Here is a 26,909-nt window from a genome sequence, read left to right on the forward strand (position 1 = left end):
ATGCGCTCCTTCACACTTTGTTATAAAATAACACAATCACTTTACGATCGTGTGGGCGCTCGTCCCCCGGTGAGATTCCCCGTGAAGACGAGCGACGCCCTTCGGCAGGATAGAGATGGCAAAGGCGGAGCTTCGTCCGTTGGTTAGACAGGCGGCAATTCCGGGATGGACGCAATCGCTGTGGACAGCGCTTGACGGCTTTGCGTCGGCCTTGCTCAAGGCGGAGAACGATTCTCCGGCTCGCAAGAAATATGGCGACCGCCCGGCGCGCCGTCGGCAGATTCCGCCCGAAGAAGACGTCCGCCAGTTGATGATCGATGCGCGCGAGCTGGAAGACGTTTGGGAATTCTTCCTGAAGCGCTTGAATCAAAGCTCACAGCTCGATTTGATGTGTTTTTCCGTGCTGGATGACAGCGCGGACTTTATTCGCCTGAACTTTCTGCATCCGCAGAACCCGGATAAGCCTTTCGATAAGCCGATTATTTCGATGTCGGACCGCAATAATCATCTTGTGCAGGCTTCTCAGCGTAAAGATACGACGTTCACTTCGCGGCCGGCGGATTTGGGCGAGCATTTACAGGCGTATCTGCAATTGCCGGAAACCTCGCGGCAGCATCTGAATATCTTCACCGCGCCGTTTATCGCCGGTGGGCGCGTGATTGCGATGATTACGCTTGGTTTTTCTGAAGTCGACGCGTTTTCGCAGGCCAAGTTGTCGTATGTGTATACTCTGCGCGATCAAATCGCCCAGTTAGTTTGGAATCTCACGCTGCAAGACCGTATGAAGTCTCAAGCGCAGATCGATACCCTCACTGGGCTGATGACGCATACGTATTTTCAGCGCGTGCTGGAGGCCGAACTCAAGAAAGCCCAACGCCAGAACCAGCCTCTGACCACGATGGTCGTGGATATCGCCAATATCAAGGAAATTAACCGAAACTGCGGCCATGACGTGGGCGACGACGCGATTTGTCATCTGGCGTCGATGACGCGCCGCCTCATTCGCGGTATTGACACCGTGGCCCGCTATGGTGGCGATGAAATTGTCCTTGTGCTGCCCGAAACCGGCCCGGAAGACGCTGAAACCATGGCCTGCCGCCTGATTAAAGGTCTGAACGCCCAGAAACTCCCAAAGCTGGGCGCGTTGCGGGTTAACATCGGCTATGCGACCTTCCCGCACGATACCCAGAAGAAGGACAACCTTCTCAAGTTTACCGAACAGGCGCTGCATCTGGCCAAATTCAAGGCGGGCGACTCGGGCGTCTCCAACAAGGTCGCCTACCACGAGGCGATGGCCCTCAACGACAAGACGGTTCTGGAAGTGTTCGCCTCGCAGGTTGCCAAGCAATACGATAATCATCATTTGTTTGACCAGTTGATTACGGCTATGGAGCGTCCCGGCGATGTCGACGTGCCGGAAGCCACGTCGCCCAATCTGATGCTGGAGACTATCGGCTCGCTGGCAGGCGCTCTGGATGCGAAAGATCGCTATACGCGCGGCCATTCGCAGGCTGTGGCCAATTATGCTGTCGCAGTCGCCCACGCCTTGGAGCTGCCGCCGTCAGAAGTCGAAAAAATCCGTCTGGCGGCCTTCCTGCACGACATCGGTAAAATCGGCATCCCGGAATCGATTCTGTGCAAGCAGGGGCCGCTGAATGAGGCCGAGTGGGCCATTATGAAGCAGCATCCTGTGATCGGCGCGCGTCAGATTCTCGCGCCGGTGTCCGCCTTGCGCGATGTGATTCCCCTGGTGGAGTTTCACCATGAGAACTGGGATGGCAGCGGTTACCCGTCCGGCCTGAAGGGGGAAGAGATACCCCTGGGCGCACGCATTGTCTCGATTGTGGACGCGTTCCATGGGCTGACGTCCGATCGGTCTTACCGCCAGGCGTTGCCGGTGGCCGAAGCCGCCCGTATTCTGGGCGAAGGCGCGGGCGCGCAATGGGATCCCGAGCTGATTGAAGTGTTTATCAAGATTCTGAATGTCGCCAAGCCTATTCTGCCGGTCGATGCGCTGATTTCTGAAAACGAGGAAGGCGCTTGCCTCACGGGAGTAGCCGATGGTGTTGAGCCGCCTCTGAACGATCCCTCATTGACAGCGCTTTCAGGGCCAGCGCTTTCAGGCTCGCCTGCGTCTGAACCCGCTGTAAAGACGACTTCTCCGCGCACTAAAAGCGCCGGGACCGCTCCCAAAAAGCGAACGCGCCGCGCCAAAGCCAGCTAGGCGGACGGTTTTCTGAGTTGTCCGTTTTGCCACAGGCGCGCTGCTTGCCCGGCGGCCAGCGCCGCTTGCGATCGGATCAGCCAGTGATCGTCAACCAGCGCGGTTTGCAGGCGCGGCACAATCTGAAACAACAGTTCGCGGTGAGAGTGAAACATCTCCAGATACGCCGTGACAATCGTCAGGCGCGTATGCAGGGCGTTCTTCTCGGCGCGTTGGCGCGCAGCCTGCTGATAAGCGTCTTCCATCGCCGCCAGAGCCGGGGCTCCGATTTTGCCCAGCGCCTCGGCGATGGCCTTTCGAACGCCGGGATCATCGTCGCCCAGATGCGAGAGAAGCCCCGAAATGATGGCCTGATCCGCATATTCGCCTAGCTCACCCAAGGCCAGCGCGGCATTGCTGACGACAGCGGCCTCACGATCGCTGAGGGCCTTCAATAGCAACTCAATCAATGCCTGAAACGGCGCGCTCGCCGGATCGTTGGTCCCCCGCCGACTGACATGGGCAGGCGCGCGGCGCGCATGGGACAGGCGTCGACCATCCAGAACAGCGTCAAATCCGGCTTGCGAAATGGCTTGCTCGGCTTCTTCCAGCGTGGCGTAGCTGGCGACCTCTTGCCCCGAAGGATGCGGAATCAATTTGCGGCCTTCCGGCGTTTGCAGGGCGATGGCCGTCACAAGAAACAGGCTCGTCGACCCGCCGTCCGGGCGGCGGGACACGTGTTTCTGGATGGGAATGGCGTCGTCCATGAGGTTTCCTCTGGATAATAGGCGGGGGGTTTTGGGCTAGCGCGTGTCTCTTTGGGTCAAAGCGCTTTCCAGTCGCTGAAAGGCCGCTGGCAGAGACGCGATGAGATCGCCTGCCCGTACGCATCGCGCGCCGCGCGTCTGAACTGCCGCTTCTGCGCTGGCGCCGTGCAGCCACGACGCGCATGGCGCTGCCAACGCAGGCAGTGCGCCCTGAGCCAGCAAGCCTGCCAGCAATCCTGTCAGGGAATCGCCGCTGCCGGCGGTCGCGAGCGCCGGCGTTCCCGTCTCGTTCAGCCAGATGAGCCCGTCGGGGCCTGCGCCGATCATCACAGAGGCTTTCAGCAGAACATGCGCGCCTGTTTTGGCTTGTAGCGTCCGGGCCGCCGCCGGTAAATCCGCCAGAATCGCCTTGACATCGCAGCGTAAGAGGCGCGCGCATTCGCCGATATGCGGCGTGAGAAAGACGTGCGGCCCCAGCGCAGGAGGCTCGTCGTTCTGAGCCAGCAACGTCAGCGCATCCGCATCCAGAATTACTGGCGTCTGCCGGGGGGCGAGCGCCTGAATCGTCTTCAGAAGCAGGGTGGTCGCTCCGGGCGTCAGGCCGAGGCCCGGTCCGATAGCAATTGCGCGACATCGGCGCGCTTCAAACGTCTCTAGTAACACGTCAGAGGCAGTTTGCGCCAGATCGCCCTGGGGCGTTTGCGGTAAGGGCGCGCGCAGGAGTTCGGCTTCCAGCGTCAGGCCGCTCATGGCTGACTGGGGCATCGCGAGCGTGACCATCCCCGCGCCTGAGATCATCGCGGCCCGGGCGGCCAGATGCGCGGCGCCCGGCGTTTGCGCGCTGCCGCCCACGATCAGAACGCTGCCCCGGCTGTATTTATGCGCATCGGGGGCGAGTTTGGGAAGCGCGGCTTGCGCCATAACAGGATTCGTCAGCCAGAAGGGAGACGCATCTTCGCTTAACAGGCGCGGTGGAAGGCCGATCGGCGTTATCATTAGCTCGCCGCGATGAAACTTACCCGGCGGCAGGTAATGGCCCGGCTTGGCGGCGCCCAGCGCCACTGTGACATCGGCCCGCACGGCGCTGTTGAGAATCGCGCCCGCCTTCGCCGTGACCCCTGAAGGGAAATCAATCGCAATGACGGCGACCGGGCGGGCCTGCGCCTGTCGTTTTGCCAGCGCGGCAATCCAGTCGGCTTCTCGGCCCTCAATGGGGCGATTCAGTCCGCCGCCGAAGAGGGCGTCGACGACCACGCTCGCGTCGTTCAGGACGGCTTCCAGCGTCTCCAGCGGCGGCGCTTCCAATAGGGGAATCTCGAAGGCCTTGAGCAGGCGAAGTTGTTCGGCGGCGTCTGCGCGGTAAGCGTCGGCGGATTGGGTCAAGAGGGCTATCACAGGCGGGGCCTGCCCCCCGCAATCCCCAAAAAGACTGACCAGTTTGCGGGCGCAGCAGAGGCCATCACCGCCATTATTGCCGGGGCCGCATAAAATAGCGATGAGGCCGCCGTTTGTGGTTTTCTGGCGAACGTTTGCGACGATGGCGGCGACCTGGCGGCCCGCCTCCTCCATCAACAGGAAGCCCGGAATCCCGTATTCCTCGATGGCGCGGCGATCGAGCGCCGCCATATCGGCAATCAGCTTCAACTCGTCAAGCGTCCTTTACATTCGCCTGATTGACGCAGCCCTTTTCGCCTCGTTGGGGGAGTCGCGCTTGTCGCGCTGGTTTTCAGTGGCTGGGCGCAGGGGTGGCGGCGCGGGCGCCGGGAAGAGGGCGCAAGCCCCCGACGCGCGTCTCTGGGGTCAGTATAGACTGTTTTACGGATTTTTACAGGGATTTCGTGTGGATGGGGGATCGTGTCGACGCAAAGGCCGGGCTATGATATGAGATGTGGCAGGTGTGTGCGCGACCCGATCGTACGACGATGAAGGTCGCAGAAGATGAAACCAGTGGCATGAGCGAACGACTGAAACGCCTGACAATTTCGGCGACTCCCTTGACGCTTCTTGTGGCGGCGACGCTGCTGTTGTGTACGCTGGCGGGCTGTGGCGCAAACGTGCGCAGCGGAACCCTTGCCATGGGCCATTTCTACGATGGCGCTTATGCTGATTCTCTCGCTGATGACGTCAATACGACGGCCCAGGATGGTGAAGCGCCTTTGTCGCTGCATCTGGCGCGGATGGCGCGCGCGTCTGAACTCTGGACGGCCCGCAAAAACCCCTTTATGAGCAAGCTTCCCTCGATGAGCGGCATGGCGATTGAATCGTCGCTTCGTCCCAGCGATGTCGCGCCAGCGCCGGGCGTTCTGCCCGAGCTGCCCGGCGAAGACGCTTCGGGCGAGCAAGGCGGGATGCCGTCGTCTGCTTCTGAATCTGGAACGGCCTCTGGCTCCGAAATCCCGGCGACGCTGGCGCCTGCCGCTGCGCCCTCAGAGCAGGCCCCATCTCCCGCGACGCAACAACAGGGCTCTGCTGTTCAGGTGGTGGGCATCGCCTATCATCCCCAAAAGCCCATGGCGATTCTCTCGCGTGGCGATGGCCGTAGCCAGACGGTTCAACGCGGTGACACGGTGGGTTCTGGGAGTCAATCGCAGCGCGTTGCCGCGATTCATAAGGACTGGGTAGATTTGGTTGACGTGAATGCGCCTGCGCGTCATCGGCGCGCGTCGCTGGAGACGGCGGACTCCGTTCAGGATAACGCTGCCGGAGGGGCTGAATCCGAATAAGCCGGGCGTTACAGACGCCCCGCGCTTGGGAGAAGTTGAGAGGAGAGATGAGAGAGGAAGGGTTGAACGCTGGGCTGAACGCGCGTATTCGCGCGGGCGTCGCTTTATGGCGAAGACGGCGGGCGATGGGCGCGCTTGCGCTCAGCCTGACGCTGGCGATGCTGGCTCAAGGCTTCACCGGCGGGCTGTTTTCGGCGCGGGGGGCGGATACGCTGGTGAGCGTGCCGCGCGGCGAGACGGCGGTCAGCCTGCAACTGCGTCAAGCCAACGTGCGCGACGCCTTCGAAATGCTCGCCCGTCAAAGCGGCCTGAATCTCCTGCTGGGAAAAGGCGTGCGCGGGCGTATCAGCGCTTCGCTGGAGCGCGTAACCCTGAATCAGGCGCTTTCTTACCTCATGCTGCTCACCGGCGCGTCGTTCGCTCAGGTCGACAACGGCTCCACCCTGCTGATTACCGCCTCGTCGCGCGCGCTGACGGCGTTTTCTCCCGAATCTGAGCTGAGGACGCGTTCCATTCGTTACCGACGGGCCGCCGATATTGTGCGGCAACTGGAAGAGACCCTTCATGCCAATGCGCTGGACGGCCCCACGCCGTTGCGCGTCAGCGCGGATCCGGCGGCCAACCGCTTGATCATGGCTGGGACGCCGCAAGCTTTGGCCCGCGTGGATAAAACCATCGCGCAACTGGATACGCCTTTGCCACAGCGCGCTTATGCGGTTAAAAGCGGGAATCCCGCCCGGTTGGCGCGCTTGATGGCTGCGTTTTTTGCAAGCGGGACGGCCACAGGCGATTCTCGCCAGACTGAATTTGCTTCCGGCGATGTCGACACGCCGGTTAGCGTAAGCGGATTAACGATTATTCCCGATGCGCGCGCTCAGACGCTGACGGTGCAAGGCAATGCGGAGCAACTGGCGCTGATTGACAGCTGGATGCTGGCCCATGACCGCCCGGCGCGCTCGGTCTCGCTGTCCGTTCGTATGAAAGCCTTGCCGGTAAAAGAGGCGCAAAGCGCTCTTGAAAAAAGCCTGCGCCAAGGACCCGATTCCGGTATTCTCAGCCCGGAGGCGATGCATCTGATTGGCTGGCAGCCTCAGGCAGGCGCGAGCGTCGCGACCGATGGGTTTTCTGTGCAGACCAGCGCGGCGGAAGAGACCCGCGCCTCGCTCGAATGGGACGGTCTGCCTGCGCGCGCCGGCTATGCCCGTGGATCGTCGCTTGGTCTTGAGTTGACTCCCTCTGTGGCTTCTAACGACGGCGCCATCTGGCTGACGGTTCGCCCGACGATTCGCCGCAGCGCGGATCGCGCGCGCAGTTATACGCTGCCGGGCTGCCGCCTGTTGCCGGGACAGACTTTCGCGTTTGTGATTCCCAGCGATGACCCGCGCGCCAAGCGCTCGCTGATGCTCTGGATTACGCCGCGCCTTCAGGATCTTCCGCCCGACGGGGGGCCCGACTATCGGCGTTACAGCGCTGCGCCGCCCGTGACGCGACTGGCCAATCAGAGACTTGATCATCTGGGAGGCGCGCCCTGACATGACCGCCTCGCCTCAGGGTCAAAATCCCCCCGCTGCCGCAACGCCTGCCGCGTTAGCGGCGCAAGGCGATCTGGGACCGTCGCGCCCAATGCCAGCCCCGAATGCGCGCAAGCGGATCGGCGAACTGCTCATGGAAGCGGGCTATATTGCGCAAGCTGATCTCGACGCCGCGCTGAAAGAATCCGCGCGATCCGGCGAGCGTCTGGGTCAGACGCTGATACGTCAGGGTAAAATCACCTGCGAGCAGTTGGGAGAGCGCTTGTCACAACAACATAACGCGCGTTACGCGCATATTGCGCGCCTTAGAATCGATCCCGCGCTTCTGGAGATGCTGCCGCAAGCGTTTATCCGCCAGAAAATGGCCCTGCCCATCGCGCGCGAAGGGGGGCGTCTGGTGGTGGCGATGGTTGATCCGGGCGATCGCGCCGCGCATGACGAAATCACCTTTATCACCGGCATGCGGCCGCAAGCTATGGTGACGACGGCGCATGAATTTCAGGAGGCGCTGCAACGCTACTTCAGCGGTCGGGCCGCCGCGTCGCTGATGGAAGAAATCGCCTCGGCCGCAGCCACGCCCGCGCGCGCAGTGGAAGCGCCCTCTCAGGCTGAACTCGCCGACGCGTCGGGGCCTGTCGCCCGCCTGCTGAATTCGCTCATTGAAGAGGCTATCGATCGCAACGCCAGCGACTTGCATATTGAGCCGCGAACCGGCCGCTATGTCGCCCGTCTGCGGGTGGACGGCATTCTGCGTCCGATGGTTGAAATCCCTGTCACGCTGGAAGCCGGGTTGATTAGCCGGCTTAAAGTGCTGGCCCGTATGGATATCGCCGAACACCGCCGCCCGCAGGACGGCCGGATGAGTTATACGCACCGTGGACAGGACTATCACCTGCGTCTGAGCGTGATTCCCGTTTCGGAGAATCGCGAGAAGATGACAATTCGTATCCTCAAGCCCTTTAACGCCGTGATGCCCTTCCCTGATCTGGGCCTGGACGCAGAAGACGTCGAACGGCTGGAACGCTTGTATCGTAGTCCTTACGGCATCGTGCTGGTGTGCGGACCCACCGGTTGCGGTAAAACCACGACCCTGTACGCCGTTCTCAACAAGCTCAACGAGGATGTCCGCAATATCAGCACGGTCGAAGACCCTATTGAGTTTCGCATTGACGGTTTGAACCAGTCGCAAATCAATCCTAAAGTCGATTACACGTTTGCCAGTAGCATCCGCTCGTTGATGCGGCAGGATCCTGACGTCCTGATGGTCGGCGAAATCCGCGACGGCGAGACCCTGAACGCGGCGATTCAGGCGGCGCTCACGGGGCATCTGGTGTTCAGCACGCTGCATGCCAATACGGCTTCGGCGGCCTTGCTGCGTCTGGTGGATATGGGCGCGCCGCCGCATCTGGTCAGCGCTTCGGTGATTGGCGTGGTAGCGCAACGCCTGCTGCGAATGATTTGCGCGCACTGTAAAGAGGCCTACGCCGCCTCGCTGGATGAAAAACGGATCATCTACCCCTACGATGAGAATCGCCAGAAAATGCCGCTGACGCTGTATCGCGGGCGCGGATGCGACGCCTGCGGGCATCAGGGCTATGCCGGACGCACGGGCGCATACGAGATTATGCTGGTGGAGCGCGAATTGCGGCACCTGATTAATCAGCGCCGGTCGGACATTGAAATCGAAGACGCCGCCGTTTCGGCCGGGATGGTGACGCTGCCGGTGTCGGCGCGCTGTAAGGTGGTGGCGGGCGTGACCTCTCTTGACGAAATGGTGCGCGTGCTGGGGATGAATCTGCATTGTTAGCCACTGGCGCGACGTTTGCGGCGGCCTTCTCGCCGTCCGCCCCATGAGCCGCCCGCAGTATCAATACGAGGCGGTGCATCTGCTGGACCGCTCGCGTCATCGCGGGTTGATTCAGGCGCAGAATGAGCGTGAGGCCCGTGAACGGCTGCGTGAACAGGACTTAATCCCGACCCGGCTTTCCACGCTGGTTATTGCGGGCGGCGATGTGGCGTCGGCCTCGTCTCGCGGACTTGGCGAATGGGTTAATCGCTTTCGAGGCGTTGGTTTGCGCGAGAAAATCGCTTTCAGCCGCAGTCTGGGCATGATGCTCAAGGCAGGCGTGCCGATTACCGAAGCGCTGACGCATCTGGAGACGTACGGCCTGCATCCGGCGTTTCGGCGCATGTTGCGCGATATCCGGCAAGACGTGCTGGCGGGGGCGACCTTTGGCGATGCTATCGCCCGCCAGAACAAGGCCTTTGATCCGGTCTATTGCGCTGTCATGCGTGCCGGAGAAGCCAGCGGGGATCTGGTCGCCTCTCTGACGCGGATGACTGACCTGTTGACGCGCGCGCAACGCATGCGCTCCAAGCTGATCACGTCTCTGGCCTACCCGGCTGTGGTGATGCTGGTGGTCATTGCGGTTTTTACCATCCTGACGATGTATGTCCTGCCGACGTTTGAGGTGATTTACGACCGCATGGGCGTGTCGCTGCCGTGGCCGACGCAGGCCTTTCTGTGGGTTTCCCACGCGCTGCGCGGCGCCTGGTTTGTCTGGCTGCCGCTGGGGATTGGCGCGATTGTGTGGATCGTTCGTCAGGCGCGCTCGCAGGCCGTGCAGGAGCGCTTGCAGGCTCGCCTGATGCGGCTGCCGTGGCTGGGTGAAGTGGCCCGGCTGGTGGGAGCGTCGCATTTTCTGTCGACGCTGTCGGTGGCCTTTGCGGCGGGCGTGCCCATTATCGACGCCTTGCCGCTGGCTGCGCAGACGGTTCCAAACCCGGCGCTGCGGCGCTCGCTGGCGCCTGTGGCCTTGCAGATTCAGGCGGGCGAGCGCCTGACCGGCGCACTGGCTCAAAGCGGGGTTCTGGGCGATATCGAATTGCTGATGACGGCCTCGGGCGAAGAGTCCGGCGAGTTGGACGTGATGCTGCGCAATGCGTTTGAATTCGTCGAAGAAGAGCTGAATCAGCGGCTGGATATTCTGGTGACGCTCCTGGAGCCGCTCGCGCTGGTCTTACTGGGCCTGATCGTCGGCGCAATGGCTCTGGCCATTTACCTGCCGATGTTCAACGCCTACGAGATGCTCTGAGGTCTGCGCTCAACAGCAGCGCTACCGCTGGTCTTGCCGTCGCGCTAGACTGGCTCGTATGCGTTTATGGTCGCTGAATCCGCGTTATCTGGACGCCAAGGGACTCGTTGCGCTCTGGCGCGAAGGCCTGTTGGCGCGCCATGCGCTCGAAGGTCTCACCAGGGGCTACCGGAACCATCCGCAACTGACGCGCTTTAAGGCGCTGGAAACGCCGGTGGCGGCGATTCATCAGTATCTGGCGGCGGTACTGGAAGAGGCCCAGCGGCGCGGGTATCGATTCGATGCCTCTAAAATCAACGCCTCAGACTCTTCGCGTATTGTCATTCCGGTGACGAGCGGGCAAATGGCTTACGAATTCAGTCATTTAATGCGAAAACTCCAGCAACGCGCGCCCGAACAATGGCAGGTTCTTCAGGGGCAGACCCTTCAGGGGCAAGGCCTTCAGACGATCGCGCCGGTTGAGCCGCACCCCTCGTTTGCGGTAATCGAGGGGCCGATTGCCGAATGGGAAAAGCAATAACGCCTAAGGCAGGCTGTCAGGGCCTGAACGGATGCGGTAAATGCGGCCTTCGCCCGGTCCCATGCGAGACAGAACCAGCGTTCTGCCGCGACGCTGAATGCGCGCCTGACGCGGCGAACGCGCCGCCTGCGTACTGAAGTCAAAGGCGAATGTCGCCTTTTCATCGAGAATCTCGCCAGCGGCGATGCGAGCGCTGTTCTGAGGGCGCTCGATATCCGTGTTCAGGGCAAAGAGGAATTCCGGGCGGGCGCCGTCGGGTTTCAAGACCCAGCTCACCACCGGCTGGCGCGGGTCTGCGTGCGGATCCAGAGGCGTTATGACGCCGCGCTGAAAGGCCTTGCCCAGGGCGTGCTCGTCGGCCTCGAGGCGACGTTTCATCCGCGTCAGACCGTTAAAGGTTTCGGCGCTTTTGCCCCACTGGTAAGGCTTGTTCTTGAGCCCATTGTTATAAGGATGGGTGAAGGCCGTTTTATCGACAGGGGCGGACGACGCGCTGTCGGCGCCCGCAGGGTCGCCTTTCATCTCAAAGCCCATGCCCATATAGCTGGGCGGCGAAAACAGGCCCGCAAAGGCGCGCGCCAGATTGCCGCGCGGGCTGGCGTATAAGTGCGCGCGCGCACTATTGTCGCTGTCGGCGGTCATCATGCCGTTGCAGATCGGCAGATTGCTTTGTGCGTGGGCCTGATTGCGCCATTGCAGGGAGCGTCGAAAGTCGTCGCCCTCCAGCGAACGGCCCTGAAGTTGCCCCAGCGCGGCGTCGGACGTCATCCAGCGCGCGTGTTGAAGCGCGTCCGGGTTGTGGGGCTTGATATGAAACATCGCTTCGGGCAGAAAGGCAAACCACGGCGCGCCATTCTCGCGCTGAACGGCCTGTTTCATCGCCGAAAACATATCGTAGGCCTCAGGCGTCAGGGCTTCTGGCGCCGGGTTCTGGCTGGCGGCGGCGGCCCGGTAGTCCAGATGCGCCATATCGCCGCGAATGAAATCAAAGCCATAGGCTTTCTGTAAGTCGACGGCCTGCCGCTTTAAGTAGGCCCAGACGGCGGGCAGGGGCTTATCAATCTGGAAGCGCCCCGCGTCGTCGGTTTCGTACAGCTTATATGGCGCCATCCCACCGAAAATACTGCTGAATCCGCCGCGATCGCGCTGGGTCAGCGCGCCGACTTCAAACAGGGGCCAGCCGTCTTTATTGAGCCCGGCCAGCGACAGGGGCCGAAACGGCGGCCCGTCGACCACCGGGGCCGGAAACAGGCGCGCGTCCTTCAGTCGGGTCAAAATCGCGATGCGCCGCGCCAGTCTCAGTTGTGGGCATGAGACGGGCCCCAATAGCGCCGACAGACGGGCTTCTTCGTTGCTTTCGCTCGCCGGGGCGAACAGGTCAAAATCCGGCGGCGGGGGCGGGCCCTTACAGGCGTCGGCGGGGACGGTCCACCAGCCGTCTCGGGCCATTCTGGCCTCAATAGCGGCCAGCGCCTGCAGGTCCATCGCGCCGGCATCCCCGAATTCCTGTAAAAACCCGCGCATCACGGCTTGCGCTGGCTCATGGGCGCGATTATCCTGACGCGCGATGGCGCTTAAATCTTCCGAAAGCTGTACCCACGGGAAATAATCCGGGTGCGCCATCATCATTTCAGAATAATGGGCGCTGCTTCTCATCAGGTCGAACCCGACAGCTTTTCCCATCGCATGCAGTACGTTGATCGTGGCTTTGAGCTGTTTTTCGGGCGTGTCCAATTGCGGATGCGCCTGAGCCAGCGCTGGATCGAAGAATTCGCTCTCAATGCGCCAGCTGTTTTGCATATAAAGGGAATTGAGCTGCTGCTCGAAGACAGGCAACAGATGAATGGCGTTTTGCGCGGCGCTCAGCGTCATGGCGTATTTCACGACGTTCCAGAACGAGCCCAGCGCCCGCGGATGCGCTCCCACGATATGACTTTTCGCCAGCCAGCCGGACTCGTGAGCGCTGCTGTCGGTCTGACGTTCGCGCGCGTGCGCGTCGGCCAGGGGGCTTTCGATGCTCTCGCCGGGAGTCAGGGCGCGTCGCAGGACGTCGGCGCCCAGTCGCTTTTCCAGAATCGCCAGCGTTTGCGGCGTCGACATGGCCAGCGCCTCGGCCGGGGGGCAGGCGAGAAAAGAGGTTGCGCGCGTTTCATAGGCGCGGGTAAAGGCATCCGGCGAGGCATCCGGCGAGGCGTCGCTTGAGGGCGCGGCGGACGTTTCGCCAAAGCGCAGCGCCGCCGCCGGGCGGGGACGCGAGGCAGCGGCGGGCAGCGATCGATAAAGAGCGTCTACGGGCACGTCATGCGATTCAGGGCATACAGCAGGCAATCGGGCGAGCGTTATTGATACGCCCGTAAATAATAGGGCAATTGGGGCGTATTGATTTCAAACACATGGAAACGGCCCGGCCCGAGGCTGACATCAATGGCGTGGGCGGCGGGATCCACGCGGAACTGGCTGGGACGGCCGTATTCCGGCGCCAGATTGGTGAGCGTCTGGTTACCGGCCAGGGTCGGGATGTAGATCTTGCCGACGCTGCGGGCGTTGACGTCCTTGTTGGCGACGACCAGCAGCGTGCGGCCGCCGAACTGCCGGGCGAAGGAGATGACCTGATCGCCGGGGTTGTCGTAAACCGGCAGCGGGATAAACAGGCCGTTGGTGAGGATCGGGCCATAGGCGCGCCGCAGGTTGAACATCTGCGTCATGTAGTCGCCGATCTCCGGGTGCTTGCCCTTGGGGCGATCTTTGTAGCTGAAGATATCCAGCGCCTTTTCGTCGCCGGTGGTGAAGCCGTCCATGATGTAGGGATTGGCGAAGGGGATGGTCGCCATCAGGCCCGAAACCAGATTGGAGTTGATGACGCCGCCATGGGCCATCAGCGTTTTGGGGTCGTCGTGGGTCAGGAACGAGGCAATCATCGACTTGCCTTGTCCGCCCGCCATCTTGAACATCCGGTTGGCGTCCAGCAGGTAGTTCAGGAACTCGCCCGCCGTGCGCATCTCGTGGAAGATATGCAATTGGCCGTAAATTGAATCGAAGCCGACTTTCAGGTGCTGGAGCGGATCATCGCGGTTGATGTTGGGCATCGGCGAAGCGGCTTCGTAGGTATAGGTTTCTCCGAGCCAGGCCTTGTCTGGGTATTGTTCGATGGCGCGTTTCCAGAAGTCCAGCGTGCGCGAGCGCGCAACATCCACGCGGAAGCCGTCGACGCCGAGCTTGTTGGCCATTAAATCGAAGAACTGATGGTAATAGCGCTCCAGCGCCGGGTTATTCTGAAAATTGACGATATCGCTCCACGTCGTCGGCACCAGCGCGCGGCCGTTCTTGTCGGTGGCAATCAGGTCGGGGCGGCGCAGGGCCAAATCAATCGAGGCGACGCTGGGCACGTCGACCATCACGTTGATGCCGCGCTTGTGGCATTCGTTGATAAACGTCCGCGCTTCCTCAAAGACGTTGGTCGCGTTGCCCGGCGTGTCAAATTGCGAGTTGAGCGCCAGCAGATCGCCGATGGCGTAGAGACTGCCTGCGTCTCCAAAGCGTTTGACCTGTCCGGCGGCGGTAATCGGCAGCAGGTGCAGGGTATTGACGCCCATGGCCTTGAGTTCGTCGAGGCGGCGAACCGAGGACAGAAACGTCCCGTTTTCCTGGCCGACGGTAATGGTCCCGTCGCGGTTAGCGTCAGTCGCGCCAAAAGTACGGATGTTCAGGGCGTAAATGACGGCTTCATTGTTCTGGAACATCCGCTTGAGGTTGTTTTTCCAGCCGGTGGGGGGCATTGGGCCCAGCGTTTCGCGCATTTTCTCCAGACGGCGGAATTCCGCCTGCTCCGGCGTAAAGTCGCCCTGATCGTATTTGCCGAGCATCTGGCTGGCCGACAGCAATTTGACATGGCTGCGCGGCGTATTGCGCCCCATAAACATCCATGTGTATGCGACGCTCGAAAGCGCCACGGCGCCCATGACCGCGCCCATCACGCGTTTACGCCACATCGACTTGCGCAGCGCGCTGCCCAGAGCGCCGCGCAGATGGTGATCCAGCGAGTCGCCCAGAATCTTCTCGGCGCGCTTGTACTCGCCTTGGCCGATAGCGCTGCGAATCGCGGCGAAAACGCCTTCGCCGCCCGCCATTTTAGCGGCCGCTTGCGGGTTGGCGTGCATGATACGCTCGATTGTATGCAGCTTGGAGTCGGCCAGCAGTGAGCGCAGACTCTCGCGCGTGGGATTCTGGCCGGGGGCGACGGCTTCAAGCAGCGCGCGGTAATGCCCGATGGTCGAGCGCGCCGTGTTGATGCGCGCAGCAGCGTATTTCTTCTGGACGTTCTGGAGGGGGGCGATGGCGTTGGCGTCCAGTACGCGCATTACGTCTTTTTCCATCGCGGCCAGCGCCTGCTCTTGCTGGGTGAGGTACTGGCCCAGCGCCTGAACGCTGGGTTGTTCGCCCTGACGCGACAGCGCGAGGAAATGCTCGGTCAGTTTGTCGATAAACTTGTCCTGCGGGATTTTCATGATTTCCGGCCCGGTGAATGCCTTCGACAGGCCCGAATGCTTGCTGACGCCATCGGCGAAGGCGTCCCACCAGGCCGACAGGCGGGCTTGGGCGACCTCGCCGACCTGGGCCGATACGGCTTTTTGCAGGTGCGCATTACGCGTCTCGGGCGTTTGCGCCATTTTCAGCATGGATTCGTGATATTTGCGTTGCAGCAGGCCCACGCCTTGCTTGGCGGGCGATTCCAGCCCGTGGGCGATGACGCTGCCCAGCGCCGCCGTGGCCGGGCCTGCGATCAGCATCCACCAGAGCATCGACTGGCCCGCGACCTGGCCGATTTTCTCTTCCGTAATGCGGCGGCGCTCTTCGGGCTTGAGCGCCTTGTCGACGCCGAGGCGGTCGGCGATTTTGTTCATTTTCTCGTCGGAAAACAGGTGCAAAGGCAGATAGCGTGGATCGCTGAACAGCCAGCGCGACTGATTGTCGGGGCTGAGGTATCTCTGATCCATCGGGATGCCGGTGCGCGCCTGGACTAACCAGCGTTGGGCTTTGGAGACCATCGTCATGGCGCTGTAAAAGCCCAGAAATCCCAGCGCTTCGCCGACGCCGAGAATCTTTCGATTGACGCCCAGCGTCGAGAGCCCGGCGATCATGGCGCCGCCGACCAGTTTGGCGCGGTCGTCAAAAAACGCCATTTCTTCGGGGAAAATCCGCTGCTCAGGTTTGTTCACCCGCACGGCGACGCTCGCCATTTTACGCGGATCGCCAAAGTATTCCGTGAAGCGGCGCGACCCGGTCAGGCGCGCTTCGGGCATCAACAGATTCTGGCGTTCGATGGCGGTGGTCATCAGACGGTCCCCCGCACGTCGCGCATGGCGCGAAACGGCCCGAATACAGAGCTGTCCGGCGTGGCGGCCGCTCTCAGGGCGAGGCCGTCTCCGGGGCGTTCCCATTGCTTATGCGAGCCGATCGTCAGGACGCGGCCAAAACTATAGAGCGCCGTCAGCCCCAGCAGGCCCCACACGCCGCGACGCAGCAATGGAGAGGCTTCGCGCGGGTTGGCGATCAGCTTGTCGGCGAAGGCGGCGCGGATGTCGCTGACGGCGATGCGCGCGGCGTTGCCCAGGCGATTCAGTGGCGTGGTATTAGGATTGAGCGATGGGGACAACGCCTGCGGGACGTGGCGGAATCCGCCCAGAATGCGATTCCAGGCGAGGCTGCGCGCCAGATAGCCCGCGCCGATCGCCGCGACGACGTTGGCCAGAATCGCCCGACTGGTGCGCTCGGCGGGAATCAAATCCTGAATGGTCCCTTTAATGGCCTGACGCGGGGCGATGACGTATTCAGGAATCCCCATTTTTTTCTGCATAATGGCCAGATCTTTGTTAGGAATCAGGTCATAGCGTGAGAAAGTCGGGCTGGTGATGACATTTTCAATCGTGCCGTCGTATTTCATGAATTTCTGGTTCATATCGACGCCGTAGCGGGCTTTAATGGCCGTATCGATCGATTTATTGCCCGCCCACGAGCCCAGAATATACAGCGCGACGCCTGCGCCCTGTCGCGCGGCGGCTTGACGGTCGCCGCCCATGGCAAACAGCGAGGTGAGCGCCAGCCCGCCCAGAAAATAGGGGATTTTAGAGGTCAGTAGAAAGTCTGAAAACGAGAAATCCGGGTCGCCGCGGAATCCTTTGCCCACGGCCCTGCTCAGGTCGACCGTGTAGTGTTTAAGGTTGTATTTCGCGCGTTGCAGCGCGTTCATTTGGATAACGCGCTCTTTCTCAAACGTAATATCCGGGAAGAAAATCGGCTTCTGCTGGATGGCGGGCTCGTCACTGCGCTGCCACGGCCATGCGGCGGGCGCCGCGGCGTCGGCGGGCTGTTGCGGCAAGCCCGGGACAGACGGCGGCATGTTTTGAGGAGGGTAAGCGTTAGAGGCCGACGGGTAGGCCTGAAGGGAGGGCGACATGACGCCATACGCGCCCGGCATCGCCCCCGCGCCGTAGAGCGAGCCGGAAGGCATCAGGATGGATGGCGATTGACCCATGGCGGCTTACCTCGCCAGCGCAACATCAGGAGTGGGAGGCGTCGGATGCCCGAACGTCCCGGCGTCGTTTCGCGCCGTTGGCCTGTCCCTGTCCTGAGCGTCGCTCACTGACGTACGTTGACCCCTATCAAAAATCGACTGTAGCCCGAAATACCTGAGAAAGACTTTCAAAACCCCATGCGATGAGGTTCCACTCGTTATAACGTCGAGGGATCTCAAAAATTGCGGATTTACGTTGCGATTTGCTTTACGATTTGCCACATCGCCGCATCGCGTTGCTGCGACGGGTTTTTGGGCGGATTTGCTTCGCGTCTGTCGATCGCCGTAGCCCCCGGCGTCGACCTTGATAGCATTTATATCAAAATTGTAACGCGCTTGGCAATTTTATGGGTTCAGGGGCTTTAAAAGTCTAGAAAGCGGGGGAGCCCGTTTTCGCCGTCCAGTATTTGCCTGTATTCAATGCTATCGTCATTCGTCGATCAGGGGTAAGCGCCAGTCTATGACGACGCTCGACAACAAGCCGATTCGCTTCTCCGGCATTCGCCAGACGGCTGCCGGGTTGCAGGCCTTTCATCCGGGTCTGGCGGGGGCGCGCGCCGTCACGGTGTCGGTGCGGGAGAAGCCCGAGAACGAAGATATTGTCATTCCCATGCAGCGTCAGGGCGATTACTGGACCAGCGCCGCCTCTCCATTGCTGCGCGCGGGCGCGCTGTATCAGATTCAGGCCGATGGCAAGCCGGTTCTGGAGGCGACTGAGCAGAAGACGATTCAGGACGACGCCGCCAACGATGTGACGTATAACGTCGTCCCGGACTTTGATACGCCGCAAAAGAGCGGCCCTGTCGCAGATGTCTTTCAGGATTCGCTGGTGGGCGCCAAAAAGCTGAACCCGTTCCTGATTCCCGGCGATCCGTTGGGGCAGAAGGCCTATCGCGACCACTTCAATCAATTCGGCGGCGATGAACACGGCTTTGAAGTCCTCTATAACCGACTCGATCCGAAAAACGCGCTGCGGGCCATTATCATGCGCCCTGTCATCGGCGGCGATTCGATTTCCGCCAATAAATACTGGACTCAAGACCTCTTTGGCCTCAATAACACGTTCAGCTCCAAGGACGCGATGCGCGCCTTCCTGATTGAATCGATGCGCCGCGATACCAAGGTGTTTTTCGACGGGGCTTTCGTCAACGAGGGGCTCAACGGCGTTCACATGCTGTCGAACTTGCGCCACCGCGAGCGCTCGCCGTACTGGAATCAGTTTAACTTCCCGGAAACTTCGTCTCACGACCTGTATCCCAAGCTGATTCAGGAAGGCAAGCTGAGCTTTGGCGTTCTGCCCACGCTGGCGGGCAATGACAAGACGGATTTCCAGATTGATTACAATCGCTTCGCCTTTCGCGTCCTCAACGATCCGGCTCAAAAGGGGTATCATCCCGCCAAGGCGACGTATATTGAGCTGTACGATCCGCTGCGCAAGCCCGGCGAGACGCTTTCCAAGACGTGGTTTGATAAATCCGCGCAGCACTTTCGTTTTCCGGTCAGCCCGGCCGAACTGGCCAAAAAACGGGCCCAGATTCATCTCGATAGCGCCGGTCTGAGCGCAGAAGACGCCGCGCACGCCGAGCGCAAGGCCTTCTGCGACTGGTCGAACTTCCGTCTGAGCGCGCCTCAGGACGATAACTCCTCTATTAAGTGGGATGGTCAGATCGACGTCGCCAAAATGAATATGCGTGAGCCCTCGGTCAAGGCGATGGTGCAGGACGCGATGGCCTACTGGACGCGCTTTGTTCGCAATGCGTATCAGGAGACGGTCGCCGATGCGCTCTCCAAAACTGCCGGCCTGCCCGGCGTTGACGTCGAAGACTGGGCTGCGCGCATCGCTGCGCTCGACTACAACCCCAAGCAAGGCGCGCCGCGCGCCGATTATCAGGTGCTGCCGCCCCAGCGCATGCGCTCTGAGCGCCTGCATCCGGCGGATATCCAGACTGCGCTGGAGAACGCGCACAAGCAGGACGCCCATATTACCGGCCGCATGCTCACCGACGGCCTGCTGGGTGAGTTTCCGCTGATGGCGCTGCCTGTTCCCATTGAGTTTAAATCGACGCTGTATTTGCCCGAATTTCGCCAAGAGGCCTTGCAGGCGCGCGGCCCGCTGCGTCAGACGCTTTCGATCGTCGCCGCCCCGCTGGTCTGGGCCTTCGATAAATTCGGGATGGAACGCGCGCACGACTCGCTCACCGGCTTTTTGAACGCCGACACGGTAGAAGCCCGGCTTTCGCGCCGCTTTGAGCAGGAGCTGCTCCCCCTGCTGAGCGCCGATGCCCGCGAGAAACTGCGTCATCCGCAAATGCGCTCGCTGGTCTACGAGCTGATGGGAGAGGATCTCTTCCTCAAGATGCTCACCAATCAGCACCACACGACGCCCAAAGCGATTGAAGACGGTTTGTATAAAACCGTCCCCACGGCAATTCACACGGCAGATCCGCTCACGGCGGCGCGTATGCTCTCGCCCTTCCTGAAAAAGCGCCTCAAGCAGGTCGATTATCACGTGCTGGCCCAAGACGTCGAGAAAAAGCTGGCGACGCTCGATCCGCAGACGGTTTGCCTGGCCGAAGCGATTCTCAATCGTCGCGAGTTTGGTCTTAACTGGCGCATCGACGCCGCCAAGGACGTCGGCGATATGGACCGCGTGCGCAATCCGCACGAAGAGACGGGCGAAGACAAAGGCCAACTCTTCCGCCAGGAGATGGAATTTGTCCATGGCTTCTTCAAAGATGCGTCCCAGAGCGTCAAGGGAGTTTTCCCCAAGGCGACCATCATTGCCGAACTCACCGACTGCAACCGCTATGGCGACGCGATGCCGATGTACCGCAAATTCCTCGATGACGGCACGTTTACCAGCATGCCGAACTTCGACCGGATGTTTAATACCCCGGCGCGCCTGCTGCACTCGTGCCCCACGCCGTGGGAAGACGGTCCGCCCAATAAAACCATTTCGCCGTTCTATTTTCTGGGCGCCGATAACCAGTATTCGGGCAAAGACGCCGAAGGGCGCGAGACTTACGGCGAAACCTACGCCTTTAACACGCTGTTTCCGTGGCACACGGCGCGTCAGTTCCAGAATTTAAACGCCAGTCACGACGCGTCGAGCCTCAGTCACCGGATGCTCTATACGCCGCTGATTTACGGCAAGGATATGGATAAATGGGCGCCGCTGTCGAAAAATCTGGCGGATGTCGCCGATGAATTGCAGGCCGCGTGCTTTGACGCCACCCGGGACGCCTTGCGCCGCGCCGGCGTGCAGGATATGCCCGGCGTCCTCAATCAGTTGAAATCGCTGGCGGACTCGCCGGCTATTCAGGCCAAACTGCCGACGCCTGTGCAGGATTTCTGGACGCAGGACAAGAAGCAGGCCTACTTCGTCAAGACGCTGAATCTTGGTCCCGATGCGGATATGGGCCGCTATATGATCCCCAACCCCAGCGAACTGAAGCTGTCTGCGATAGACGCGCTGTTTGAGGCGGTGACGCCCGACAAGTTGGGCGTGGGCCGCGAAGCGCACGCGCTGCTGAAAACCGCGCTGCGCGATCGTATGGCCGAAGCCAGCGAAACGCGCGCCATGCGCGGCGTTCTCAATAATGCGCTGGAAAGTCAGGGACTGGCCCGCTTCCTGCAAGACGCTCAGGCCCCTGCCGAAGGCGTGCATCGCGGGTTCTACGCCGCGCTGGATGAGAAGGCGCGCGAATACGGCCGCCATTTCGGCTACCTGCCGCTCGATCGGCTGGTCCATGAGATTGTCGAGGCCATGCCCGCCAGCGCCCTTCCTGCGGGCGCGTCGGCCAGTACCTTCCGCAAGACTTTTAAAAACGCCCTGTACGATGAGGCCATTGCGCCTGTTCTGATCAAACTGCAGCGCGCCGCCGCCCTCAACGTCGCCGTGCCCGGCAATCCGACCCTGAACCTGCCCGATTTGCTGGGCCAGACAGGCGGCGAGTACATGAAGAACATGTTCTTGCAGAACCGTCCGCTCATTCGCCACGACTGGCTGGAAAGCAAGCCCAACATTCGCGCCCACGTCGCGCAATTGGGCGAGATTCTGCGCCTGCGAACCGATTACGAGTCGCTTAATAATGGATTCTCTTATATCCCGACGGTTCCGCTGCCCCAAAACGGCGGCGCGGCAACGCCTGAGGACCCTGGTGTGGTCCCCATCGTCCGCGACAATGGCGAGCAGCAGACCCTGATGCTGGTCAATACCGGCAAGCCCCTGCGCGAGAACTGGGACCACATCACCCAGCCCAATAATACGCGCCTGTACTACGAGCATAAGGCCATGCAGCCTGTCGCCCGCAATTATAAGGTCGATCTGGCCGCCATCGACATTGCGCCCGGCGCCACTTACCGCGACGTTAAATCCGGCGAGCGCTTTGTCGTCAACGACGCCCGCCAACTGGTTCGCGCTGATCGCCCGGATCAGGGCCTCGATATTGAAATCTATCGCCTGCTCACCCGTGAGTCGCACGCAGCGTAATCGATTTACGCCCCATGTCAGCGGGCTTATCCTGCTTAGAAAACCCTCTCAGGGGATTCTCAACAGGCAAAAGCGCGTGACGCTGTTCAAAGAAGAAAATTGCGCTGGGCCTTGAATCGCCTTACAGCGTATGGGCGCCGGGCGGCTGTTGCAGCCAGCGGAGCGCTTCAAAGCCAGCGGGTTCTAACTGTTCCGGCAGAATCCGCACCAGGGGAACGCCGAAGCGCTGAAGTAACTGGCGCGTCATCCACGAGCGCTGCACATTCTGGCGGATTTCGCCGGCGGCGCGCTCGGGGTCGGCCAGCAGGCGATCCAGCCCCAGGGTTTGCAGGCGATCCTGTAATTCGGGATTCTGCTCCAGGACGCGGGTGACCAGACGACCGGCCTGTCGCCCGACGGCGTTGGCGAAATCATCGGGCGCGGCGCTCGCGTCGGAGAGGCTTTCCATCTTCTCGATGGGTCGGGACGATACCGGGGTTTTGGATTGCGGCGGTCCCATTCGCATATACGCGTCGCCCGGCGACGGAAAATTGCTGCTGTAAGCCATGGGCTGGGCCAGCGCAGCGGTCTGCCAGGACGGCGACGACACAGAGGGGCCCCCGCCCGGATACCCCGGATATGCTGGAGAAAATGCCGGAGACGGTCCCGGATATTGAGAAACAGGCGAAGGCGCGGGTAAAAACTGGCCGTAAGCGCCACCCGCCGCGCCATATCCCGCCGCCGGATAAGGCGACGTCGGGTAAGGCGAATACATTGGGGCGTACTGGTAAGCCATGGAGAAATTCCTGAAAAGGGACTTCCTGAGAAGCGTTTCCGGCATGCGCTCGCTGGTGCAAGCGAACCCAAGTCTGCTTGTAATCGTACTGGACTAAAGCGCCTCAAGGCGATTTGTTGATAGCCGCCGGCGATAATCGATACAAGCGCGCGCTGCAAACGGCGGCGCTCAAACGCCTCCTCTGGATCCGCGCCCGCTTCGCGCGTAAAATGGAAGCCTTGGCCCAACCCACCGATGGACGCCGCTTTGATGCCCGACGCTTCCTCTCCCCACGCCGTGACGCCTCCGCCCTCGATGACGGTTACCCTGCCCAACGGCGCGTCGCAATCCCTGACGCGCGGCGCCTCGGCGCTGGATCTTGCCAGGGCCATCGGTCCCGGACTGGCCAAGGCCGCCGTGGCCTGTGAGATTGTTCGCGACGGCGGCGAGCCCTTCCTGTCGGACTTTCATGCCCCGCTGCAAGACGGCGACCGCGTGCGACTGCTCACCTCCAAAGACCCGGAATCCTTGTGGGTGCTGCGTCATACGGCGGCCCATGTGATGGCCCAGGCCGTGCAGAGGCTCTTTCCCAGCGCTAAGATCGCCATTGGCCCGGCCATCGAAACCGGCTTCTATTACGATTTTGAGATCCCGGACCATACGCTGACCCCTGACGATTTTGCCGCCATTGAGGCCGAAATCGCGCGGATTGTCGCGCAAGGCCAGCGCCTGCGCCGCCGCGAAGTGTCGCCTGCGGAAGTTGATGCGACGCTGGCGCAATTGCGCGCCCAAGGCGAAATCTACAAGGCTGAGCTGCTGGAGTCGCATCGGGATCACGGCCCGACATTCTACGACTGCGTGTCGCCTGAAGACGGCGCTGCGAAATGGTTTGACTTCTGTGCCGGGCCGCATTTGCAGGATACGAGCGGCATTAAGGCTGTGAAGTTGTTGAGCGTGGCGGGCGCCTACTGGCGCGGCGACGAGAAGAACGCCCAGTTGCAGCGGATTTACGCCACGGCCTTCTGGTCACAAGCCGATCTCGACGCGTTTCTACAGCAGCGCGAAGAGGCCGAGCGGCGCGATCACCGCAAACTGGCCCGCGAACTGGATCTGTTCAGCATTCGCGACGAAATCGGGCCGGGGCTGATCCTTTGGCATCCCCCTCTGGCCACGGTGCGCGAAGAACTGGAAGCCTTTCTGCGCCAGAAGCTGCGCGAGTATGACTATCAAACCGTCTACACCCCGCATCTGGCCAAAAAGGACCTCTGGGATATTTCCGGCCATACGAGCCATTACCTGGAGAATATGTTTACGCTGGACATCGAAGGCCAGCCGTATATTCTCAAGCCGATGAACTGCCCGATGCATACCATGATTTTCAAGTCGCATCTGCACAGTTATCGCGACCTGCCGATTCGTATCGCCGAGATGGGAACAGTTTACCGTTACGAGAAGTCCGGCGTCATGCACGGCCTGAACCGCGTGCGCGGCTTTACGCAAGATGACGCCCACCTGTTCTGCCGCCCGGACCAGATTCAGAGCGAGATTCTCGATCTGATTGCCTTTATTAATGAGACGTTTGCGGCGTTTGGCATGGCGTTTTCGCAGGTGGAGCTGTCGACGCGCCCCGAGCAGTACGTGGGCGAACTCGCCGACTGGAATGAAGCCGAAGCCGCGCTGAAAAACGCCCTGGACGCCTCGGGCTCGCCCTTTGTCGTCAACGAAGGCGATGGCGCGTTTTACGGGCCCAAGATCGATTTCAAGATTCAGGACGCCATTGGCCGTACGTGGCAATGCGCGACGATTCAACTGGATTTCAATCTGCCGGCGCGCTTTGAGTTGTCCTATAAAGACAGCGATGGCGCCGTCAAGCGCCCCATTATGATCCATCGCGCGATTTTTGGCAGCATGGAGCGCTTTGTGGGCATTCTGATCGAGCATTACGCGGGCGCTTTCCCGCTCTGGCTGGCGCCGACGCAGGCGATGATTCTGCCCATTTCGGACCGGCATCTGGAGGCGGCGCGTCAAACCCAGAAAACCCTGCGCGCGGCCGGTTTGCGCGCCCTGGTGGATGAAAGCGGCGAGACCATCGGCAATAAAATCCGCAAGGCCCAACTGCAAAAAATCCCCTATATGCTGGTGTTGGGCGATAAGGAAATCGAGCAGGACGCTGTGGCCGTACGCGAGCGCCGCGCGGGCAATCTGGGAGCGATGCCCCTTGCCCGGGTGTGCGAGGTCTTGCGACAGGAAGCTACGTCGCGAGCGCAAGCCACAACGTTTTAACCCGCCTGGAGTCAATTTCGCCCGTGGGGTGTTCGCGTGCGCCTTGGCTGCGGGGCTTTTGGGCCTGAGACCATTCCATTGACCTGCCGTTCAGATTCCCCCACTTGTCGGATTGTTAAGAGGGGCGAAGGAGGGTAGCCTGAGCATTAGACAGCATTGCAAGACATCATGGCGTTTTGCTGTGGCTCTGAGTCTATTTGTCCAACGTCTGTAAGGAGACCGAATCACATGGCCTTGGCGACCGAAACGTCTGTTCCCGCTCCATCGCAAGCCAGTACGCTTGGCTATCAGCTCGATGAGGCGCGCCAAAACACGCGCGCGGTGTTGAATCTCATTCAGAAATTGTCCGCTGCCAATACGTTTGAGAAAGCGGTCGTGACCGCCCTCGATGAGGTCAAAAACCAGTTTGGCTGGGCGTATGGCTCTTATTGGGCGCTGGATGCCAACGATAATGTTCTGAGATTCTCGCTGGAATCCGGCTCGGTGACGCCGGAGTTTCAGCAGGTGACGCAGACGGCGACGTTTCGCAGGGGCGAAGGCCTCAGCGGCAAGACCTGGGCCCGGATGGACCTGATGTTCGTGCAGGATTTGGGCGAGATGACCGACTGCTGCCGCCGCGAACCCGCCCAACGCGCAGGCGTCAAGTCAGGCGTGTGTTTTCCTATTGTCTTGAATGGCCAGTTTATCGGCACGATGGATTTCTTCACGATGGAAGCGCTGACGTTGTCTGATGAGCGCATGGCCCTGCTCAAAAACGTCGCTCAATTGGTGTCCGCGACTCTGGAGCGCCTGGCCGAGGCCCAGCATGCGCAAGAAGCCGCCGAGAATGCGCAGGCGATGAATGAAGTGTTGAGCGCCATTTCTGTTCAAAACGATGTGAATTCCGCCTTGCGCGTGGCGCTTGAGAAAGTCAAAAGCGCCTTTTCCTGGAATTACGGCTCTTTCTGGATACTCGACAAGCAGGAAAACGCCCTGCGCTTTTCGGTCGATTCGGGAACCGTGACGCCGGAGTTTCAGCGCATTACGCAGACGGCCCGCTTCCGGCGCGGCGAAGGGTTTAGCGGTAAAACCTGGAGCAAAATGGATCTCCTCTTTGTGAAAGATTTGGGCGAAATGACCGACTGCGTGCGCCGCGAATCTGCCCAGCGCGCAGGCGTGAAGTCGGGCGTATGCTTCCCGGTGGTCGTCAATGGCGACCTTTACGGGACGATGGATTTCTTTGTGACGAAGACCATTACGCCGACAGAAGAACGATTAAATGTGCTGCGCAATATTAGTCAATTAATTTCGCAAAAAATTCAGCAGCAATTGGGCATCGAAGAAAAACTCGGGGCTGAGCAGCGCCTGAAAGAGCAGGCCCGGCAAGTCGCGGGCGACTCCAGCGCCGTCAATGCCAGTATGCAATCGATTGCAAGCGCGACTGAAGAAATGTCGGCCAGCATTTCTGAGATCGCCAAGAACGCCGGAACCGCCGCGCAGATTTCAGGCAAAGCCGTGACGGTGATCGAACAATCCAAGGGCACGATTGAGACGCTTCAGCGCTCGGTGACGGAAATTACCAAGGTGCTGGATCTTATTCAGGATATTGCGTCGCAAACCAACCTGTTGGCGCTGAACGCCTCCATTGAAGCCGCCAACGCGGGTGACGCCGGTCGCGGCTTTACGGTCGTCGCCAACGAGGTAAAAGTGCTGGCCAACCAGTCGGCGGAATCGGTCGGCGCAATTCGTCGGCAGATTCTGGAAATTCAGAACAACACGACGCAAACCGTCTCGCTCAATGCGCAAGTGTGCCAGATCATCGATCAGATTAATATGACCAATTCGACGATCGCCAGCGCCGTGGAAGAACAAAGTTCGGTGACCAACGATATTAGTCGCTCTGTCTCTGAAGCCGTCGCCACCAGCGTCGCCATTACCGAAAATGTTGCCCGAATGGCGGGCATGAGCCTGTAAACCGTACGTCTTCTTA

The 26,909-nt window shown here is 60.9% G+C and carries 15 protein-coding genes; 9 read left to right on the forward strand and 6 right to left on the reverse strand.

Going from position 1 to position 26,909, the window contains the following annotated elements:
* The first annotated feature begins 115 nt into the window (after positions 1-115).
* Complete coding sequence (locus IPK79_09690) at positions 116-2,224, forward strand: diguanylate cyclase (protein ID MBK8190704.1); 2,109 nt, start codon at positions 116-118, stop codon at positions 2,222-2,224.
* Here IPK79_09690 and IPK79_09695 read toward each other — a convergent pair.
* Together IPK79_09695 and IPK79_09700 are read right to left on the reverse strand one after the other, a co-directional pair.
* The gene (locus IPK79_09695) at positions 2,221-2,970 is read right to left on the reverse strand and encodes a HEAT repeat domain-containing protein (GenBank protein ID MBK8190705.1); all 750 of its coding nucleotides are present in this window, start codon (positions 2,968-2,970) and stop codon (positions 2,221-2,223) included. The two genes, IPK79_09690 and IPK79_09695, sit on opposite strands and share 4 nt — an antisense overlap.
* A gap of 36 nt (positions 2,971-3,006) precedes the next feature.
* A complete protein-coding gene (locus IPK79_09700; GenBank protein MBK8190706.1) occupies positions 3,007-4,614 on the reverse strand; it encodes an NAD(P)H-hydrate dehydratase in 1,608 nt (535 codons plus the stop codon).
* A 308-nt stretch (positions 4,615-4,922) separates the two neighbouring features.
* Between IPK79_09700 and IPK79_09705 the strand changes: the two genes are divergently transcribed.
* The 5 genes from IPK79_09705 to IPK79_09725 all read left to right on the forward strand — a co-directional run bounded on the left by IPK79_09705 (position 4,923) and on the right by IPK79_09725 (position 10,840).
* Positions 4,923-5,693: a hypothetical protein gene (locus tag IPK79_09705; protein ID MBK8190707.1), complete on the forward strand. Its 771-nt coding sequence runs from the start codon at positions 4,923-4,925 to the stop codon at positions 5,691-5,693.
* Between the two features lie 62 nt (positions 5,694-5,755).
* The gene (locus IPK79_09710; GenBank protein ID MBK8190708.1) at positions 5,756-7,225 is read left to right on the forward strand and encodes a hypothetical protein; all 1,470 of its coding nucleotides are present in this window, start codon (positions 5,756-5,758) and stop codon (positions 7,223-7,225) included.
* 1 nt (position 7,226) lies between these two features.
* A complete protein-coding gene (locus IPK79_09715) occupies positions 7,227-9,032 on the forward strand; it encodes a type II/IV secretion system protein (protein MBK8190709.1) in 1,806 nt (601 codons plus the stop codon).
* A 43-nt stretch (positions 9,033-9,075) separates the two neighbouring features.
* Positions 9,076-10,320, forward strand: coding sequence for a type II secretion system F family protein (locus IPK79_09720; protein MBK8190710.1), 1,245 nt, complete (start codon positions 9,076-9,078; stop codon positions 10,318-10,320).
* A 58-nt stretch (positions 10,321-10,378) separates the two neighbouring features.
* The gene (locus IPK79_09725; GenBank protein ID MBK8190711.1) at positions 10,379-10,840 is read left to right on the forward strand and encodes a DNA lyase; all 462 of its coding nucleotides are present in this window, start codon (positions 10,379-10,381) and stop codon (positions 10,838-10,840) included.
* A gap of 3 nt (positions 10,841-10,843) precedes the next feature.
* On the opposite strand, the gene IPK79_09730 is transcribed toward IPK79_09725, so the two are convergent.
* Genes IPK79_09730 through IPK79_09740 form a run of 3 tightly spaced genes read right to left on the reverse strand, consistent with a single transcriptional unit; the run spans position 10,844 to position 17,372 of the window.
* A complete protein-coding gene (locus IPK79_09730) occupies positions 10,844-13,138 on the reverse strand; it encodes a hypothetical protein (GenBank protein MBK8190712.1) in 2,295 nt (764 codons plus the stop codon).
* A gap of 41 nt (positions 13,139-13,179) precedes the next feature.
* Entirely contained in the window at positions 13,180-16,173 is a 2,994-nt protein-coding gene (locus IPK79_09735; GenBank protein ID MBK8190713.1) for a hypothetical protein, read from the reverse strand.
* Complete coding sequence (locus IPK79_09740; protein ID MBK8190714.1) at positions 16,173-17,372, reverse strand: hypothetical protein; 1,200 nt, start codon at positions 17,370-17,372, stop codon at positions 16,173-16,175. Before IPK79_09740 ends, IPK79_09735 begins: the two co-directional genes overlap by 1 nt.
* A 499-nt stretch (positions 17,373-17,871) precedes the next feature.
* Between IPK79_09740 and IPK79_09745 the strand changes: the two genes are divergently transcribed.
* Positions 17,872-21,903: a hypothetical protein gene (locus IPK79_09745; GenBank protein ID MBK8190715.1), complete on the forward strand. Its 4,032-nt coding sequence runs from the start codon at positions 17,872-17,874 to the stop codon at positions 21,901-21,903.
* A 121-nt stretch (positions 21,904-22,024) separates the two neighbouring features.
* On the opposite strand, the gene IPK79_09750 is transcribed toward IPK79_09745, so the two are convergent.
* Complete coding sequence (locus IPK79_09750) at positions 22,025-22,678, reverse strand: hypothetical protein (GenBank protein MBK8190716.1); 654 nt, start codon at positions 22,676-22,678, stop codon at positions 22,025-22,027.
* Positions 22,679-22,972: 294 nt separating this feature from the next.
* On the opposite strand from IPK79_09750, the gene thrS reads away from it, so the two are divergent.
* Both thrS and IPK79_09760 read left to right on the forward strand, forming a co-directional pair.
* A complete protein-coding gene (gene thrS, locus IPK79_09755) occupies positions 22,973-24,940 on the forward strand; it encodes a threonine--tRNA ligase (GenBank protein MBK8190717.1) in 1,968 nt (655 codons plus the stop codon).
* A 228-nt stretch (positions 24,941-25,168) separates the two neighbouring features.
* Complete coding sequence (locus IPK79_09760) at positions 25,169-26,893, forward strand: GAF domain-containing protein (protein ID MBK8190718.1); 1,725 nt, start codon at positions 25,169-25,171, stop codon at positions 26,891-26,893.
* Positions 26,894-26,909 lie beyond the last annotated feature (16 nt).

Source organism: Vampirovibrionales bacterium (assembly GCA_016712355.1).
Classification (GTDB): Bacteria; Cyanobacteriota; Vampirovibrionia; order Vampirovibrionales; family Vampirovibrionaceae; genus JADJRF01.